This window comes from Embleya sp. L77, from assembly GCF_055557415.1.
This window is the reverse complement of sequence record NZ_CM145709.1, coordinates 4,303,058-4,319,743: the sequence shown is the minus strand read 5'-3', so window position 1 is coordinate 4,319,743 and position 16,686 is coordinate 4,303,058. Positions and strand designations below refer to the sequence as shown.

14 protein-coding genes and 1 pseudogene are annotated in these 16,686 nt (G+C 73.6%); 7 read left to right on the top strand and 8 right to left on the bottom strand.

The window, feature by feature from the left end:
- Positions 1-49: 49 nt before the first annotated feature.
- Complete coding sequence (locus tag ACZOOI_RS18515) at positions 50-424, bottom strand: DUF3499 domain-containing protein (protein ID WP_026219631.1); 375 nt, start codon at positions 422-424, stop codon at positions 50-52.
- A 265-nt stretch (positions 425-689) separates the two neighbouring features.
- On the opposite strand from ACZOOI_RS18515, the gene ACZOOI_RS18510 reads away from it, so the two are divergent.
- Complete coding sequence (locus tag ACZOOI_RS18510; RefSeq protein WP_355545354.1) at positions 690-1,055, top strand: metallopeptidase family protein; 366 nt, start codon at positions 690-692, stop codon at positions 1,053-1,055.
- Between the two features lie 73 nt (positions 1,056-1,128).
- Here the strand turns inward: ACZOOI_RS18510 and ACZOOI_RS18505 are convergent, their stop codons facing one another.
- From ACZOOI_RS18505 to ACZOOI_RS18495, 3 genes are all read right to left on the bottom strand, one after another.
- Positions 1,129-2,598 (bottom strand): DUF5719 family protein, encoded by a 1,470-nt coding sequence (locus tag ACZOOI_RS18505; RefSeq protein ID WP_465276914.1) that lies wholly within the window; start codon positions 2,596-2,598, stop codon positions 1,129-1,131.
- Positions 2,595-6,329, bottom strand: a complete 3,735-nt coding sequence (locus ACZOOI_RS18500) for a glycosyltransferase family 2 protein (protein ID WP_465276913.1) — start codon at positions 6,327-6,329, stop codon at positions 2,595-2,597. The genes ACZOOI_RS18505 and ACZOOI_RS18500 overlap by 4 nt, the downstream gene beginning before the upstream one ends.
- A gap of 145 nt (positions 6,330-6,474) precedes the next feature.
- Positions 6,475-6,744 carry a WhiB family transcriptional regulator gene (locus tag ACZOOI_RS18495; protein WP_360323362.1) on the bottom strand — a complete coding sequence of 90 codons (270 nt, stop codon included), beginning with the start codon at positions 6,742-6,744 and terminating at the stop codon, positions 6,475-6,477.
- Positions 6,745-7,587: 843 nt separating this feature from the next.
- Here ACZOOI_RS18495 and ACZOOI_RS18490 point away from each other — a divergent pair.
- Positions 7,588-8,151, top strand: a complete 564-nt coding sequence (locus ACZOOI_RS18490) for a cysteine dioxygenase (RefSeq protein ID WP_465276912.1) — start codon at positions 7,588-7,590, stop codon at positions 8,149-8,151.
- Positions 8,148-8,546: a rhodanese-like domain-containing protein gene (locus tag ACZOOI_RS18485; protein ID WP_465276911.1), complete on the top strand. Its 399-nt coding sequence runs from the start codon at positions 8,148-8,150 to the stop codon at positions 8,544-8,546. The genes ACZOOI_RS18490 and ACZOOI_RS18485 overlap by 4 nt, the downstream gene beginning before the upstream one ends.
- Positions 8,547-8,806: 260 nt before the next feature.
- Here ACZOOI_RS18485 and ACZOOI_RS18480 read toward each other — a convergent pair.
- Positions 8,807-9,910, bottom strand: a pseudogene (locus ACZOOI_RS18480) (MptA/MptB family glycosyltransferase); the annotation flags it as partial.
- Between the two features lie 113 nt (positions 9,911-10,023).
- Between ACZOOI_RS18480 and ACZOOI_RS18475 the strand changes: the two are divergent.
- Positions 10,024-11,190 carry a molybdopterin-dependent oxidoreductase gene (locus ACZOOI_RS18475; RefSeq protein WP_465276910.1) on the top strand — a complete coding sequence of 389 codons (1,167 nt, stop codon included), beginning with the start codon at positions 10,024-10,026 and terminating at the stop codon, positions 11,188-11,190.
- Positions 11,187-11,651 carry a hypothetical protein gene (locus ACZOOI_RS18470; protein WP_465276909.1) on the top strand — a complete coding sequence of 155 codons (465 nt, stop codon included), beginning with the start codon at positions 11,187-11,189 and terminating at the stop codon, positions 11,649-11,651. The genes ACZOOI_RS18475 and ACZOOI_RS18470 overlap by 4 nt, the downstream gene beginning before the upstream one ends.
- Before the next feature lie 701 nt (positions 11,652-12,352).
- Here the strand turns inward: ACZOOI_RS18470 and ACZOOI_RS18465 are convergent.
- The 3 genes from ACZOOI_RS18465 to ACZOOI_RS18455 form a co-directional block, all read right to left on the bottom strand.
- Positions 12,353-13,015, bottom strand: coding sequence for a class I SAM-dependent methyltransferase (locus ACZOOI_RS18465; protein ID WP_465276908.1), 663 nt, complete (start codon positions 13,013-13,015; stop codon positions 12,353-12,355).
- A gap of 362 nt (positions 13,016-13,377) precedes the next feature.
- Positions 13,378-13,998, bottom strand: a complete 621-nt coding sequence (locus ACZOOI_RS18460) for a TIGR04282 family arsenosugar biosynthesis glycosyltransferase (RefSeq protein ID WP_465276907.1) — start codon at positions 13,996-13,998, stop codon at positions 13,378-13,380.
- Positions 13,995-14,690: a glycosyltransferase family 2 protein gene (locus ACZOOI_RS18455; RefSeq protein ID WP_465276906.1), complete on the bottom strand. Its 696-nt coding sequence runs from the start codon at positions 14,688-14,690 to the stop codon at positions 13,995-13,997. Before ACZOOI_RS18455 ends, ACZOOI_RS18460 begins: the two co-directional genes overlap by 4 nt.
- 154 nt (positions 14,691-14,844) lie before the next feature.
- On the opposite strand from ACZOOI_RS18455, the gene ACZOOI_RS18450 reads away from it, so the two are divergent.
- Positions 14,845-15,537 (top strand): response regulator transcription factor, encoded by a 693-nt coding sequence (locus ACZOOI_RS18450; protein ID WP_465276905.1) that lies wholly within the window; start codon positions 14,845-14,847, stop codon positions 15,535-15,537.
- Positions 15,534-16,646, top strand: coding sequence for a sensor histidine kinase (locus tag ACZOOI_RS18445; protein ID WP_465281232.1), 1,113 nt, complete (start codon positions 15,534-15,536; stop codon positions 16,644-16,646). The genes ACZOOI_RS18450 and ACZOOI_RS18445 overlap by 4 nt, the downstream gene beginning before the upstream one ends.
- Positions 16,647-16,686: the final 40 nt, after the last annotated feature.

Genomic DNA, 16,686 nt, shown 5'->3' with positions numbered 1-16,686 from the left:
CGTCGACCCCTGCCCCGCGGACGACGCATCAGACCCTATCGGCCGGCGGTCAGCTCTCGGGTGAGCGCAGAACGCGCAGGTGGCCGCGTCGACCGGCCTCGGGTCGGCCGTCCCGGTCCGGCGGTTCGGGCGCCGGCTGCGGGGGCTGCGGCGGGCGGGCGGCCTCGCGCACGGCGTTGGCCAGCGCCTCCAGGTCGTCGCTGCTGGGCTTGCCCGCGCTCGGATCCGGCGCGAGGCGCACGACATCCCAGCCACGCGGCGCGGTCAGCCGCTCCGAGTGCTCGGCGCACAGGTCGTAGCAATGGGGCTCGGCGTAGGTCGCGAGAGGGCCCAGGACGGCCGTGGAGTCGGCGTAGACGTACGTCAACGTGGCGACTGCGGTTCGGCCGCAGGCGGTCCGCGAACAGCGACGTACAGGGCTCACGACGATGGACGGTACCGCAAGCGGACCGAACCCGCGTCGTATCCGGGTGCGGTGTGACTCACGTGTCGCTCCTCACAGGGTGCGGGCGGCGTCTCGCACCGCCGTTCGGCCCCCGACGCAGACCCGAACCGGGCCCGCGTGGACCGATCCGGATCCGGCCCTCAGGCCCTAAGCTCGTCCCGTGCACAACGAGCACTCGGTCCCCTCTTCTCCTCGTGAGCGTGACCGGCGGCGCCGTAGTCGGCGCGACCGGCACGGCCGCGGCATGCGCGGCCCGCTCGCCCCGCCCCCCGTGCCGATCGCGCTCACCCGCGCGCAGCGGTTCGACGACCTCGCCGCCGACGTCGTCGAACGGCTCGCCAAGCGCTGGCCGCAATTGGAGGAGGTCCGCTTCGCGGTCCTGGACGTGCCCGAGGCCGAGACGGCGGTGAACGGCGACGAGGCGGTGGCGCTGGGCCGGCTGGTGCCGGCGACCAAGGGCGTCCCGGCGACGATCATCTTGTACCGCCGCCCGCTGGAGCTGCGCGCGGAGGGCCGGACCGAGCTGGAGATGCTGGTCAACGACGTGCTCGTGGAGCAGGTCGCCGATCTGCTGGGGATGGATCCGGACACCATCGACCCCGACGACTGAGCGCCCCCGCGACGCAACGGCCCGGGTCCCCTTCGCGGGGCCCGGGCCGTGTCGTTTCCGTCGCGCCGCGGCGCTATTTCTGCGGGACCAGCAGGGACAGGTCCTCGTGTGCGTTGGGCACCACGACGGTCTCCACCGTCGGCACGAACGGCTGCACCGTGAACGCCGCGGTCTTGCCCATCGTCTCGGTGATCGTGCGGGCCGCGTGCACCGGCTGCGAGCCCGGCTGTGCCTCGGCGATCACCGCGAACCGGGCGGCGCCGGCGGGCACCGGAGCGGGCACCTGGACCGTGGTGCCGGCGGGCACCTCCACGTCCGCGGACACCGGCTCGCCCTTGTCGCCGATCGAGGTGAGCTTGACCTTGGCCGGGCCCTTGGGCGCGGTGAGCGAGATCGTGCTGGTGACCGCGCCGCCGGAACGGTTCTCGGCGACCACCGCGCGCCCGGCGAGTTCGGGGCCGGCGGCCAGGAAGGCCACCTCGGCGTCCGCTCCGCTGCCCTGCACCACCCGGACGCCGGCGATGATGTCCGCGCGCCCGGCGGTCAGCCGCAGCGCGCCCGCGTCGCCCCGGGTGACCGGGCCGAGGTCGACCACCGTCAGCTTGTTGCCCTTGACCTCGGTGCTCTCGTGCTCGACCGGCCTGAAGGTGTTCACCTTGCCGGCCACGGACACCTGGACGTCGGTGCTCTCGCCACTCGGCGAGAGCACCATCAGCTGCACGTTGCCCGCCTCGCCGGCGATCGCGGGCAGGCCGGCGATCACCAGGTTGCGGCCCGGGGCCCCGGCCGAGGGCAGCCAGTCGGTGCCCACCGCGCCCTCCTGGTCCCGGATCGCCGCGCCGACCCGGCCGGTGCGGGCGATCACGTGCACCGCCACGCCCGGGAAGACCGCGCTCGGGTTGAGCGTGCGCAACATCAGCGGCAGCGTCGCTCCCGGCGCCAGGGTCAGCCCGCGGCCCGCCTCGGCGTCGATCGGGCCGTTCGGCCCGAACAGTTCCACGTCGACGACGGCCGGCGTGTCCTTGCTGTTGGACAGGTACAGGTAGGCGTCGCGGTTCTCCGCGGTGGAGGTGCCCACGAACCAGCGGTCGGTGGTCGGCGCCTCGCAGGCCACACCGGCCAGGCCGCGTCCGGCGCCGCTGGGCACGCGGGTGACCGCGCCGGCCGAGAAGCCCGGCGCGAACGCCCCGGCGGCGTTGCCCACGAGCGGCGGGACGTCGACGTTGTCCACGCCGAAGCTCGCGAGCTTGCCCGGGGCCTCGATTTTGGTGCGCACCTTGGTCCGGTCGCCGAGGTCGACGATGCTCGCCTCCCCGCCGCCCGCCGCGTTCGCCGCAGGCGGGGTCAGCGCGCTGATCGCCGTCGAACTGCCGGGCAGCTCCCGGATGTTCGGGCAGCTCAGCTCGGTCTGTTGGATCGGCACCCGACTCGCCGCCGGCGGCGGCGCGGCCTTGCTCTCGGTCGGGCGGGTCACGGTCGCCAGGCCGACGACCGCGGCCAGCAGCGCGACGACGACGGCCAGGGAGAGGGTGGTGCGCTTCACGGGCGATCTCCCTGCGAGGGCGGCGGCCACGGTTGGTCACCCGGGCTCGGCTCGGGCGGCCATCCGCCGCCGTCCGGGTAGGCGTTCGGGTCGTACTGAGGCGCGGGCACCACGTTGCCGTACTCGTCGTAGACGGGGTGCTGCGGCCGGGGCGGGACCCAGCCGTAGGAGCCGGCCGCGTCCGATCCCTCCGGCGCGCCCGGCGGGACCGGGGCGCCCTGGTCGTACTGGTAGCCCTGGTAGTCCGGGTAGCCCTGGTACTCCTGCCCGTAGCCCTGCTGCGGGTACTGCTCGTAGGCAGGCGTCGCGGCGGCTTCGTAGGACGCCCCGTTCCACGCCTCCACCGGCACCGGCGGCTCGGCCGGGTCGGTGCGCTGTTCGGGGAAGCCGAACGCGTCCGGGGCGCCGGCGGCCGACGCGACCGGTACCGCCTCCGGGGCCGGCACCGGCTCCTCCGCCTCGGCCTTGGCCCGGCGGGCGCGTCGCCCGGTGCCCTCGCCGACGGCGGGGGACGGACCGGCGCTGTCCGGCAGGTCGTCGTCGGTGCCGCGCCTGCGCGCGGGCAGCGCCATGACGAACACGACGAACACCAGGACGCCTTGGACGAGCAGCCAGATGCCGTGTCCGCCGGACGTGTGGGTGAGTTCGAGCCGGCCCGCCTCGGGGCGCAGTTCGAAGCCCTGCGCCCAGCCGTCCAGCGTGCGGGCGGTCAGCTTCTTCCCGCCCTGGGTGGCCTGCCAGCCCGAGTCGACGCGTTCCGCGAGCCGCAGGATCCGACCCTGCGGGCCGGCCTCGATCCGGGTGGACACGCCCGCACGGGTGGAGGGGATCGCCACGCTGCGACCGTCGGGGTCGACGATCAGCGCGCGGCCGACCGGGTATTGCAGGCGCCACAGGGTCGCGCCCTGGGTGGCGCCGACCCGGGCCAGGCCCGGCGTGCCGTCGAGACGGGCGGTCAACTCGCTGCCCACCGGGGGCTTGAGCTGGACGAACTCGATGCCGTACGGGGCGAGCATGCTCGCGGTCGCGCCACCGCCACCGGAGAGCAGTTTGCCCAGGAAGGCGTCGAACTGTCGGTAGGTGGACGCCTTGGGCGCCAGCTCGGCATCGCCGAGCACCGGGCCCGCGCCGCGCACGACCGTGTAGGTGACGTTGCCCGATTCGGGCGACGTCAGCACCAGGGTGCGCGGGTGCCGCGACCCGGTGGCCTCCTCGGCCACGAACGCGGGCACCACGACCGGGTCGCGCCGCTCCAGCGGCCCGTTCGCGCCCTGCCACAGCCAGACCGCGGCCGCCGCGAGCGGGGTGACCCCGGCCAGCACGGCCAGCACCACCGCGGTGGGCTGCCGCCAGCCGAAGCTGCCGGCCGCGACCCGGGTGCGGGCGTCCTCGGCGCCGACCATCGCGGCGGCGACGTAGCCGAGCGCGATCAGCACCACCGCCGCGCCGGGCCAGGCGGGGGCCTTGTCGCCGGTGGCCTCGACGGTGAGTTCGACGTGGCTGACCACGACCGCGAGGACCAGGCCGACCACGGCCACCGCCCACGCGCCCAGCACCGCCGTGCGACGCGAATCGCGCAACAGCGCGGCCAGCGCCGCCAGGAGCAGTGCACCGGTGAGCCACATCGGCAGCGTCCCGGGACCGCCCGGGTCCAGGAGCAGCAGACCGACCGGGCTGGTGCCCTTCTCGGCCAGCGCGTCGCCGGCCAACCCGGGCTCGGTCAGGAACAGCGTGGGCTTGCCCGCCAGGGCCAGGGTCCACGGGCCGAGCAGTACGAGCGGGGTGCCGAGCACGACACCGATCCGCACCAGCAGGCCCATCCCCGGACGCGGGCCGAGCAGTCCGGCGAAGGACGCCCCGACGGCGATCAGCGCGAGCAGCACGACCGCGAGCCACAACAGCGGGGTGAACGCCGCCGCGACGGCCAGGGCCAGACCGGTGGCCCAGGCCGCGCGCATGGACGGCTTCAGGTCGCCGGCGCCGAGCACCTGGGCCGCGCCGCGCGCGACCACGGGAGCCAGCACGAGCGCGACCGCGGTGCCGATCCGGCCGGAGGCGATCGCGCCGGTGGCCACGGGGGTCAGCGCGTACACGGCCGCGCCCCACACCCGTACGCCGGGCGCGGACACCAGGCGGCGTGCGCACAGGTAGGCGCTGATCCCGGCGAACGGGACGCTGCCGATCAGCAGTACCGCGACCGCGGTGCCGGCCTTGCCCAGCAGCAGGGTCGCGAACGCGGCCAACGCCCCGACGTAGGGCGGTGCGCTCGCCGCCTCGCCGAAGCCGACGCCGTGCCACGTGTCGCGGTAGCGGTGCCACAGGTCCGCCGCGCCCTCGGGCGGGGGCAGCAGGGCGCCGCCGAACAGACTGCCGCCGCCGAGCAACGAGCGGGCGGCGAACAGGGTGATCAGGGTGAGGGCGACGGCCAGCGAGAGCCCGGGGCGGCGCATCAGCATGCGCAGCTTGACGAAGCTCTCCGTGTCGAGCGACTCGGCGTCCTCGTCGACCGGGCCCGATTCCGCGCTGCTGTGTCGGCCGGACCGGGTCTCCGGCTCCTCGCTTCGCCGCAGGTTGCCCAGCAGACCCTCGGCGGCGTGCCGCACGGTGGCGGCGCGGCTGGGGAACAGGTCGCCCAAGTCCTTGTCGGACATGGTGCGGGTGCGGGCCCGGGCGCGGCGTGCGGACAGGAACGCACCGGGACGCAGCAACACCGTCATGGTGCCGAGCAGTTCGTCCAGGGCCATGCCGGGCAACTTGCCGAGCAGGTAGCCCAGGCTGCGGAACAGGCCGCCGAACAACAGCCGGAACCACAGCAGCGGCCAACCGGCGCCGGTGGTGTTGGCCAGCAGGGTGAAGGCGGCCCCCGCGCGGTCCACCCGGTGCGGGCGGTTCGCCGTGACGTCGATCGGCCGGCGCTCGCGCGTGGCCGCCTCGGCGTGCTGCACCACCGCGTCCGGCACGATCACCACGCGGTGGCCGGCGGCGTTGACCCGCCAGCCGAAGTCGGTGTCGTCGCGCGAGAGCGGCAGGCGCGGGTCGAAGCCGCCCAGACCCTCCCACACGTCGCGGCGCACCAGCATGCCCGCGCTGGAGACCGAGAGCACGCCGCGGACCGCGTCGTGCTGGCCCTGGTCCTGCTCGCGACGCTCCAGGCCGGTCCAGCGCCGGCCGCTGCCGGTGAGGGTGGTGCCGACTTCGAGGAGTTGCCTGCGGTCGTACCAACTGCGCACCTTGGGACCGAGCACGGCCGCGGAGGGCAGCTCGTCGGCGGCACGCAGCAGCAGGTGCAGCGCGTCGGGTGCGGGCTCGCTGTCGTCGTGCAGGAGCCACAGCCACTCGACCGGTTCGGTCGACCGCGGCGGGCGGTCCTGATCGGTGTCGCCGTACGGGTCCGACGCGTCGTACGCGTCGATCCGGTAGGGCAGGGACGCGGGGTCGAGGTGCGGCGCGGCACGCAGGGCTTCACTCACGGCGGCACCGAACGCGGTCCGTCGCTCGGCATGCAGCACCGAGCCTTGACCGAGCGCGTCCTCCAGCAGACCGGCCGAGGCGTCGGTACTGCCGGTGTCGACCGCGACGACGCGCTGGGCCGGGCGCTCCTGACCGAGCAGGCCGGTCAGAGTGCCGGGCAACCAGCGTGCCCCGTCGTGGGCGACGAGGATCGCGGTGACGATGTGCCGTGGAAAAGCCGGAGCTTGCGCGTATGCCGACTGATGGCTGAAAAGTGACATCGAGTGCGGGGACCCCGGGGGGCTCGAAGCGGCGTGGTACCAGCGGTCCGGCATCCGGCCGAACGGCCAACACACTACGCGACGGGCACCCCGCGCCCGCTCTGCTCGGGTCGGGGCCCTGCCGGCGACCGTCAGCGGGCGACGGTCAGACGGCGGCCTTCTTGAGCCGGCGCCGTTCGCGCTCGGACAGTCCGCCCCAGATCCCGAAGCGCTCGTCGTTGGCCAGCGCGTATTCCAGGCACTCGTCGCGCACCTCGCACGCCAGGCAGACCTTCTTGGCCTCCCGCGTCGAGCCGCCCTTCTCCGGGAAGAAGGACTCGGGGTCGGTCTGCGCGCACAGTGCGCGCTCCTGCCAACCGAGCTCCTCCTCCTCGCTCTCGCCGTCGGCGACCAGTAGCTGGAACAGCTCGCCCATCGCGTGCCTCCTCGACCCGTTTTTGCGTCCCCGTGATTAAGCCGTTACCGGTAACGGTTCACGACGTGTGTGAAATTACAAGCGCGTCGTTGCTGCGACGTCAAGCCGGGCTCTGCTATTAGGGCGGGGATTCACTCCCCGGGACCACAGCAATCCGGATTGGCCACATAAATGGACAGATCCGGACAAGGACTTCGTTGCGCGATCGCCTCGACGTTCCGGGCGGGGAGCGTACCGGCGGGAGGCGCGACGACATTCGATGCCAACCCGTGATGACCTCTGCATTGGACTACGCCTCACACCGTCCGCGCAGTTCCCGGGATGGGCCCGAAAACCGCGATGATGACCGAGGTCACATGTCGGGGTCACTCGTCGAGGTCGCCCGAAAATGGGCCTCCCCGTGCCCCGTGGGCTTCAATCCCTTCCCCGGATTCCTCACCCGAATCGGGCAGCGGGCGTCCGATTCGGTGACGACCGGTGCCCGGTGGACCGTGGCGAGTTGACACGGCCACCCCGTAGACGGTCTTCTTTTCCCATGTCCGCACGCTGCAGCCGGTACCGGAGTCGTCCTGTCGACGTCCGTCGGGTGTTCAGCGCGCTGTGTCCGCCGTGCGACCACGTGTACAGCTGTTGTCCGGGCTGTATCGCCTGAGGACGCCTTTTCGGCAGTCCTCCGCGCAAGCGGCGGCACTCTTTTCCCCCTTATATCGGCACGGCCGTCTCCTTCGGCCGAATGTCCGTTCGGGTTGCTGTCGGCCGCTCGCGTGTTCGCTTTCGATCCGCCGCGTTCGCCTGATCCGCCGCGCCAGCCATATCGCGCAGACATCCCGAAGGACTTTCCCTATGTCCAGCGACATCACCGTCGCCGGCGACCCGCTCGCCGCCCCCGCCGTGCTCGCCCTTCCCGCCGCTCCCCCCGTGCGTCCGGCCGTCGCCCGGCTCGCCGCGCTCGCCCGGCAGCATGCCGGCCGGGTGGCGACCGAGCTCGACCAGGTCCGCTACGACCCGATCTCCCGCTGGTACAAGCGGCTCGCCGCGACCGAGGACATGGAGGTCTGGCTGCTGAGCTGGCTGCCCGGCCAGGGCACCGGGCTGCACGATCACGGCGGCTCGTCCGGCGTGTTCACCGTGGTCTCGGGCGAACTGCACGAGCGCTCCCTGGTGGTCACCCCGCTGCGCCGGGCCGGCGCCCGCGAGCGGGTGCTCACCGCCGGCGCGACCCGCGTGTTCGGGCCGACCTACGTGCACGAGGTGACCAACATGGGCACCGAGCCGGCGATCAGCGTGCACGTGTACACGCCTCGACTGGACTCGATGAACCTCTACGACGCCGGCGAGAACATCGCGCGGCCGAGCTTCGAGCCGCTGCGCCGGGTCGGCGTCGAGCGTTCGGGAGAGCAGTGGTGAGCGCCGTCGACCGACTCCTGGACCAGGCCCGGGCCAGGCTCGTGCGGGTGACCCCCGAGCAGGCGCACGCCGCGTTCCACGACGGCGCGGTGCTGGTGGACACCCGCCCCGACTTCCAGCGCGACGCCGACGGTGCGATCCCGGGCGCGTTGGTCATCGAACGAAATCACCTGGAATGGCGCTTCGATCCCGAGGGCGAGGCGCGGCTGCCCGAGGCCACCGGCTACGACCTGCGCGTGGTCGTGGTGTGCAACGAGGGCTACGCGTCCAGTCTCGCCGCGGCGTCGCTGCTGGACCTGGGGCTGTCCGAGGCGACCGACCTGATCGGCGGCTTCCAGGCCTGGAAGGCGGCGGGCCTGCCGGTGGTACCGTCCGCGGCCCGCAACCATCGGTAGAGCGCCACGCCGAGCACGAGCAGCAGCGCCGCGCCGTAGCCGAGTCGGTGGGTGGCCCGGACCTGCCCGGCGCTCAACTCCAGTCCCCAGGTGAGGTACAGGGCATATCCCGCCGGGCCGAGCGCGAGCCATTCCGGGCGCCGCCCGTCCAGCGCCACGAGCGCGACCACGAGCAGCGTGTACCAGGGGTAGGCCGGGGTCAGCACGAACAGCATGCCGGCGGTCAGCGTGAGTGCGGCCTGCCACGGGCGATCCGGGTCGGCGCGGGCCGCCACCACGACGGCGAGCACGATCAGCACGAGCACGGCCGCGTACGGCGTGAGGCCGGTCGGCAGCACCAGGCCGAGCAGGCCGAAACGCGCGCCGTCGTCGTAGCGTTCCTCCTCCAGGTAGCCGGGCAGATAGCCGAGCACGGCGGGTCCGACCGCGAGCACGTGCGGCAGGTAGACCAGCAGCACGGTGAGCCCGGCCGAGCCGAGCAGCCGCACCGGCGCCCGACGCAGGCCGCCGGCCAGGGCCGCGGCGGGAAACATCTTGGTCGCGACGGCGCCGCCGAGCAGCACGCCGCCCAGGATCGGCCGGCGGCCGGCGATCGCGGCCAGTCCGAGCACCATCAGCAGCACGCCCAGCACGTCCACGTGCGCGTTGTTGCCCGCCTCCAGCGCGACCATCGGACACCAGGCCCACCACACCGCGTGTCTGGGGTCGCGGCCGAACCGGCGCAGCACCACGAGCAGCGCGACGGTCACCAGGATCGCCAGCAACGCGGCGGCGGCCTGGACCGGTTCGCGCCGGCCGGACGGGGTGACGGCGTGCACGAGCCAGTAGTAACCCTCGGCCACCGGCGGGTAGATGGTGTGCACCTCGGGCCGGTTGATCCGGGTGCACGAGCCGTCGGGCAGCGGGTGCCTGAACCATCCGGTGCACTCGCCCTTCGGGAACAGCCAGTCGTCGCGGAAGCCGGCCACCTCCGGATCGGCCGGCGCGTGCGCGTAGGGCGAGCGGCCCGCCGCCTGGACCCGCCCGTCGAACGCGTAGCGGTAGGCGTCGTCGCTGGTGCGCGGCGGCGCGCCGGCGGCCAGTACGGGCAGCGCGACCGCCCCGACCAGGATCAGCACCACCGCACGACGCACCGGCAGCCGCCGCACGAGGAAGGCGCCGAGCACGAACAGCGCCCAGGCGGCGCCGTACACGACGTACACGCCGGCACTGCCGGGGTGCGTCCACGGGCCGTACACCGCGTAGCCGACGGCGCCGGCGAGGGCGAGTCCGGTGGTGGTGGCCGCGATGGTGGATGCGGTGCGGGTGGGTGGCGTTTCGGTGCCGGAGGGCTCCGTGCCCGAGGGCTCCGTGCTGGGTGACATGGCGTGAGTCTGGCCGCGGTGGTGTCGTTATCGGGGCATCCCGGGCCGACCGTCAGCACTCCGTAAGGCGGTCAATGCGGGCCGGCGGCGGGTTTTCGGCGTTGGCTGGACGCATGAAGCTCGACATCCGCTTGCCGGACCCACCCGCCGGGCTGCGGCGCGGTCCCCTCCGAGCCGGCGCGTTCCGCGGCGCACTGCACGATCCGCGTACGGTCGTGTCGGTCGGCCGATTGCTCGGCCTCGCCTTCCTGATTTGTTTCCTGACCGGCCTGTTCAGTCATCTACTGCAACATCAGCCGCACTGGCTCGCGCTGCCGTCCCGGCCGGTGTGGGGGTATCGGGTCACCCAGGGGCTGCACGTGGCGGTCGGGATCGCGGCGGTGCCACTGCTCCTGGTGAAGCTGTGGGTGGTCTATCCGCGGCTGTTCGCCTGGCCGCCGGCGAGGTCCGTCGGGCACGCGCTGGAGCGCTTGTCCATCGCGGTGCTGATGATGGCGGCGATCTTCGAGCTGGTCACCGGGCTGCTGAACGTCGTTCAGTGGTACCCGTGGCCGTTCCCGTTCGTGCCGGCGCACTACTGGCTCGGGTGGGTGGCCGGCGGGGCGGTCACCCTGCACGTCGCGGTAAAGCTGCCGCTGATCGTGGCGCACTGGCGGCGTCCCCGGGGTACGCCGGCCGCGGTCGAAGGGCCGACGCGGCGCGGGCTGTTCACCGTGCTCGGCGCCGGGGTGGGCGTGGTCACGCTGGCCACGGTGGGGCAGACGGTGACTCCGCTGGGGCGGGTCTCGGTGCTGGCGCCGCGGCGGGCGGACATCGGCCCACAGGGCCTGCCGGTGAACCGAACGGCGGCCGCGGCGGGCGTGTTGACGGCGGTCCGCGATCCCGCGTGGCGTCTGGAGGTGCTCGGGCCGCGCCCGTTCGCGCTGACCCGGGCCGAGCTGTCGGCGATGCCGCAGCACGAGGCCACGCTGCCGATCACGTGCGTCGAGGGGTGGAGTGCGTCGGCGCACTGGTCGGGAGTGCGGATCCGGGACCTGATGGCGCGGGCGGGCGCGCCGCCGGGCGCCCGGCTGCGGGTGTTCTCGCACGAGCGGTTCAGTCCGTACTCGGTGATGGACATGCCGGACGAGTGGGCGCGCGACTCGCTGACCCTGCTGGCGCTGATGCTGGACGGCGCGCCGCTGGCCGAGGACCACGGGTATCCGGCCCGGATCATCGCGCCGAACCGGCCGGGCGTACTCCAGACGAAGTGGGTCACCCGGATGGAGGTGCTGGGATGAGCACGGCAATCGCGCCCGAGCCGGTCGCGCCACGAACCGGGCGGGTGGTGCGCGCGGTTCGGCTCGTACTGGGCGCCGCCGGCTTGGCGGGCATCGGGTGGGGCGTTGCCGGCGCCTGGGACGACCCGTTCCTGACCGAGCGGGTGGGTCTGGCCGAGTGGCTGATCGGCGGACTGCTGCTGCACGACGCGGTGTTCGCGGTCGTGGTGTTCGCGGTCGGTGCGGCGGCGATGCGGATGCGGCGCGGCCCGGCCCCATGGGTGCGGCGAACCGTGCTGGGCGGCCTGGCGGTGGGCGTGGCGGGAACGCTGATCGCCCTCCCGGCACTGCTGCGCCCGCTGCCCACGCAGAACCCGTCGGTGTTGCCACTGAACTACGGACGGGGACTGGCCATCGTGTGGGCGGCGGTGTGGGTGGGGGTGGGGCTCGTATTGGTGGTGCGAGGGCGGCGGGGCAAGTAAAGAGGCGGGCGCGGCCCCGGTGTCGGCCGGGTAGCGGCTGTGCAACCCGGCACGGAGCAACCGACCCAACCGTGGCCGCGAAGCGGACAGGCAGCCCGACGCGGAGCCGACAGCCAACACGCAGCGACCGGCCCAACCGTGGCCGCGTAGCGGCTGTGCAACCCGGCGCGGAGCGACCGACCCAACCTGGCCGCGAAGCGGACAGGCAACCCGACGCGGCCCGACGCGGCCCGACGCGGCCCAACCCTGGCCGCGAAGCGGACAAGCAGCCCGGCACGGAGCGGGCAGCCAACACGCAGCGACCGGCCCGACCGTGGCCGCGTAGCGGCTGTGCAACCCGGCGCGGAGCGACCGACCAACCCTGGCCGCGAAGCGGACAGGCAACCCGACGCAGAGCGGGCAGCCAACACGCAGCGACCGGCCCGACCGTGGCCGCGTAGCGGCTGTGCAACCCGGCGCGGAGCGACCGACCAACCCTGGCCGCGAAGCGGACAGGCAGCCCGACGCGGCCGACCAACCCAACCCTGGCCGCGAAGCGGACAGGCAACCCGGCACGGAGCGGGCAGCCAACACACAGCAGCCAACACACAGCGACCGACCCAACCCGACCCGAACCACCCGTCCGCTCCGCGCCCCGGTGACCCCAACGCGCGCCGGGTCCGCGCGGCCCGACGTGCGTCGAACCCCGAATCAGCCCTCGGTCAGGCCCGGGACAGGGCGGCGAAGGTGCGGTTCGGGCCGGCCCACGCGTCGATCATGGTGAAGCGGTGGGCGCGGGCGAGGGTGCGTAGCGCGGGAGTGCCGACGCGGGCCCAGCGGAAGGCGCTGCTCCGACCGCCGTGGTCGTTTTCGACGCGGGCGGCGAAGCGTTCGTGTACGTCCTGCGGGTCGGTCTCCACCACGAGCAGGCCGCCGGGGGCCAGCAGGCCGTGGATGCGGTCGAGCAGCCGGCCCGGGTCGCCGCCGATGCCGATGTTGCCGTCGGCGAGGAGGGCGGCGGCCCAGCGGCCTTCGCCGGGCAGCGGCTCGAATACCGAGCGGCACAGCGCGGCGGCCCCGGCGGCCAGGGCCCGAGCGACGGCGGCCGGCACCGGATCGACACCGAGGGCGGCCACCCCTCGGCGACCGAGTGCCGCGGTCAGCCGACCAGGGCCGCAGCCGATGTCCAGGGTGGGGCCGGTACAGCGGGCGAGCATGGTGTCGTCGGCGGCGTCCGGTTCGGCACACCAGCGGGAGAGTTCCAGGCGTTGCCGACGGCGGCCGTGTCGGCGCAGGTACAGCGCTCCCCCGTCGCGCAGCGCGATCGTGTACGGGTCGTCCGGAGCGTCCGGGGCAAGATCCGCAGCACCCGAGGCAGGGACCACCGAAGCATCCGCAGCGAGATCGACCCGAACACCCGAAACAAAGTCCACCCGAGCCCCCGGGGCAAGGACCGCCGAAGCATCCGCAGCAAGATCGCCCCGAACACCCGAAACAAAGTCCACCCGAGCCCCCGGGGCAAGGACCACCGAAGCATCCGCAACAAGATCGCCCCGAGCACCCGAAACAAAGTCCGCCCGAGCACCCGAGGCAAAGACCACCGGAGCATCCGCAACAAGATCGCCCCGAGCACCCGAAACAAAGTCCGCCCGAGCACCCGAGGCAAAGACCACCGGAGCATCCGCAGCGAGATCGGCCCGAGCACCCGCGGCAACGTCGGTCGGGTGGTCGGGGTCGCGGACCAAGGTCATGCGTACACCTCGCCGCCGAGCAGCGCGCGGGCCACGCCGGCGCAGTGGGTGCCGGGGATGTCGCGGGTGACCGCGGCCAGGTCGGCGGCCGTGTCGATGTCGGTGAGCGTGGGCAGGTCGCGTACGGTCAGCCCGGCGGCGAGCAGTCGGGCCCGCTGGATCGCGCCGGTCCGCGGCATCGACATCGGCACCCCGGGAAACACCGACGGGTCGGGCTCGCGCAGTCCGATCGCCCAGAATCCGCCATCGGTCGCCGGGCCGAACCACGCGTCGGCGGCCGACCAGTCCACGGTCAGCAACTCGGGCGTGATCTGTGGGGTGTCCATGCCGACCAGCAGGGTCGGTCCGGTACAGCCGGCGAACGCGCTGGCCAGGCGCAGGTCGAGGCCACCGACCCCCTGCGGCACCACGTCGAAGCCGGCCGGCAGCCACGGCCCGGGCTCGCCGGCGAGCACCAGGACCCGGCGGCGCGCGGGCGTGGCGAGTACGGCCGCGAGCGTGTCGGTGAGCGCGGCCTCGGCCACCGCCGCGGCCTGGTCCGGGGTCAGCGGCGGGGTCAACCGGGTCTTTACCCGACCGGGCAGCGGCGCCTTGGCGATCACCACGAGGGTGCTCATGCGGGCCGCCCCGCACGGGCGAGCACGGCGCTCATGTCCCGGACCGCGGTGACCGTGCCCCGGACCGTGCCGGTGACCTTGGAGCGACCGGAGCGCGGCAGGTAGCGCACGTCCACCTCGGCGATCCGCCATCCGGCGTCGGCGGCGCGCACCACGGTCTCCAGCGGGTAGCCGGAGCGGCGGTCCGCGACCGCCAGCGCGAGCAGTTCGGCGCGCCGGGCGGCCCGCATCGGCCCCAGGTCGTGCAGCCGCGCACCGGTGCGCCGGCGCAGGCGGCGGGCCAGCAACAGGTTGGCCAGGCGCGCATGCGGCGGCCAGGCGCCGAGGGTCTGCGGGCGGCGGCGACCGAGCACCAGGTCCGCGCCACCGGCGAGCACGGGGCCGGCCACCTCGGGCAGCTGCCCGGGGTCCAGCGACGCGTCGCAGTCGCAAAAGCACACGATCGGCGCGGTCGCCGCGAGCAGCCCGGCGTGACAGGCCGCGCCGAAGCCGCGGCGCTCCTCGGCCACCACGCGGGCGCCGAGCGACCGGGCCAGTTCGGCCGAGCCGTCGCGCGAGCCGTTGTCCACGACGATGGGGCGATATCCGGCCGGCATCCGGGCGAGCACCCACGGGAGCGCGTCGGCCTCGTCGAGGCACGGCAGCACGACGTCCACAAAATGCTCGGCGGGATGCGCTGAAGAGGCGTCCATGCGGCTCACGCTAGGTACGCGCAGGCCGCATACCCAGGCTTGACGTGCTTACGGAGTGCTGACGTCGCCGCGATACGGCCGTGTGGGTTACGGCCCCCTTACGGATCGGCCTCCCGCCGGAATCGTCCCTCTTCGCACACCTACACTCGCCGGCATGAAGGTGCTCGTCGTCGACGACGACCCGACCGTGGCCGAAGTCGTCGTCGGTTATCTCGAACGCGCGGGGTTCGGTACGGCACACGCCGCCGACGGGCCCACCGCGCTCGATCTGGCGTTCGCCGAGATGCCCGATCTGGTGGTGCTCGACCTGATGCTGCCGGGCATGGACGGGCTGGACGTCTGCCGACGGCTGCGCGAGCGCGGCCCGGTGCCGGTGGTGATGCTGACCGCGCTGGGCGACGAGGGCGACCGGGTGCTCGGCCTCGAAGTCGGCGCGGACGACTACGTCACCAAGCCGTTCAGCCCCCGGGAACTCGTCCTGCGGGTGCAGTCCGTGCTGCGCCGGGTCGCGGTGCCGGCTCCGCCGCCGATGCCCTCGGTGCTGCGGCACGCGGACCTGGAGATGAATGTCGCCGCCCACCGGGTGCTTCGCGCCGGCCGTGAACTCTCGCTCACCGCACGAGAGTTCGACCTGCTGGGCTTCTTCCTCGGCAACCCGGGCCGGGCCTTTTCCCGGGACGAGCTGATGCGCCGGGTCTGGGGCTGGGAGTTCGGCGACCAATCCACGGTGACCGTGCATGTACGGCGACTGCGGGAGAAGATCGAGGACGACCCGGCCGCGCCCCGGCTCCTGGTGACCGTGTGGGGCGTGGGCTACCGGCTGGAGGTCGAACCCGAGTGCCTGTGAAGGATTTTGCGCTGATCTGCCTGATCGCGGCGGGCAGCGGGCTCGGGGCCACCCTGCTGGGCGTACTCGGCCTGCGCGCGCTGCGCAATCGTTCGCTCTCGGTCGCCTTGGCCGCGATGTCGGTGGTGACGATAGCCGGCATGGCCGCGGGTACGGTCGGGGTCTCCCAGGCGATGCTGCTCTCCTCGCACGACCTGACCGTGGTGATGGTGGTCTGCGCGGTCTCGGCCGTACTCGCGATCGGTGTGGCGATGCTGCTCGGCCGTCCGGTGGTGGCCGACGTCCGGGCCCTGCGCGGCACCGCGCGAGCACTCGGCGGCGGCCCGCCGGGACCGCCGCGCCGAGTCTCCGCCGTGGTGGAACTTGCGGAGTTGGGCCGGGAGTTGGAGCGTGCCGGCGTACAACTGAGCGAATCCCGGGAGCGCGAGCGGGCGGTCGAGCACGCCCGACGCGAGCTGATCGCGTGGATCTCGCACGACCTGCGCACGCCGCTCGCGGGCCTGCGCGCGATGGCCGAAGCGCTGGAGGACGGGCTGCCGGAGGATCCGGCGCGCTATCACCGGCGGATCAGGACCGAGGTGGATCGGCTCAGCGGGATGGTGGACGACCTGTTCGAGTTGTCCCGGATCCAGGCGGGCGCCCTGAAGCTGACCCTGGCCCGGGTCTCGCTCTACGACCTGGTGGCGGACGCGATGGCCGGTACGGAGGAATTGGCCCGATCCTGCTCGGTCCGGGTGGCGGGCGAGGACATCGTCGCGGTGCCGGTCCGGGTGGACGGCCGCGAGATGTCCCGGGCGATCACGAACCTCCTGGTCAACGCGATCCGGCACACCCCCTCGGACGGCACGGTCGCGGTCGGGGTGAGCACCGCCGAGGGCGAGGTCGTGGTCTCGGTGACCGACGCATGCGGCGGCATCCCGGAGGAGGACCTCCCCCGAGTCTTCGACACCGGCTGGCGCGGCACCCACGCCCGCACCCCGGCCCCCGGCGGCGGCGCGGGATTGGGCCTGGCCATCGTCCGCGGCATCGTCGAGGCCCACTCGGGCCGGGTCGGCGTGGCAAACACGGGAATGGGCTGCCGCTTCGAGGTGAGGCTGCCGGCGGGGTGAGGGTGTCGGTGCGTCGGGGGTGGGGCCGGTGGTTTGTGAC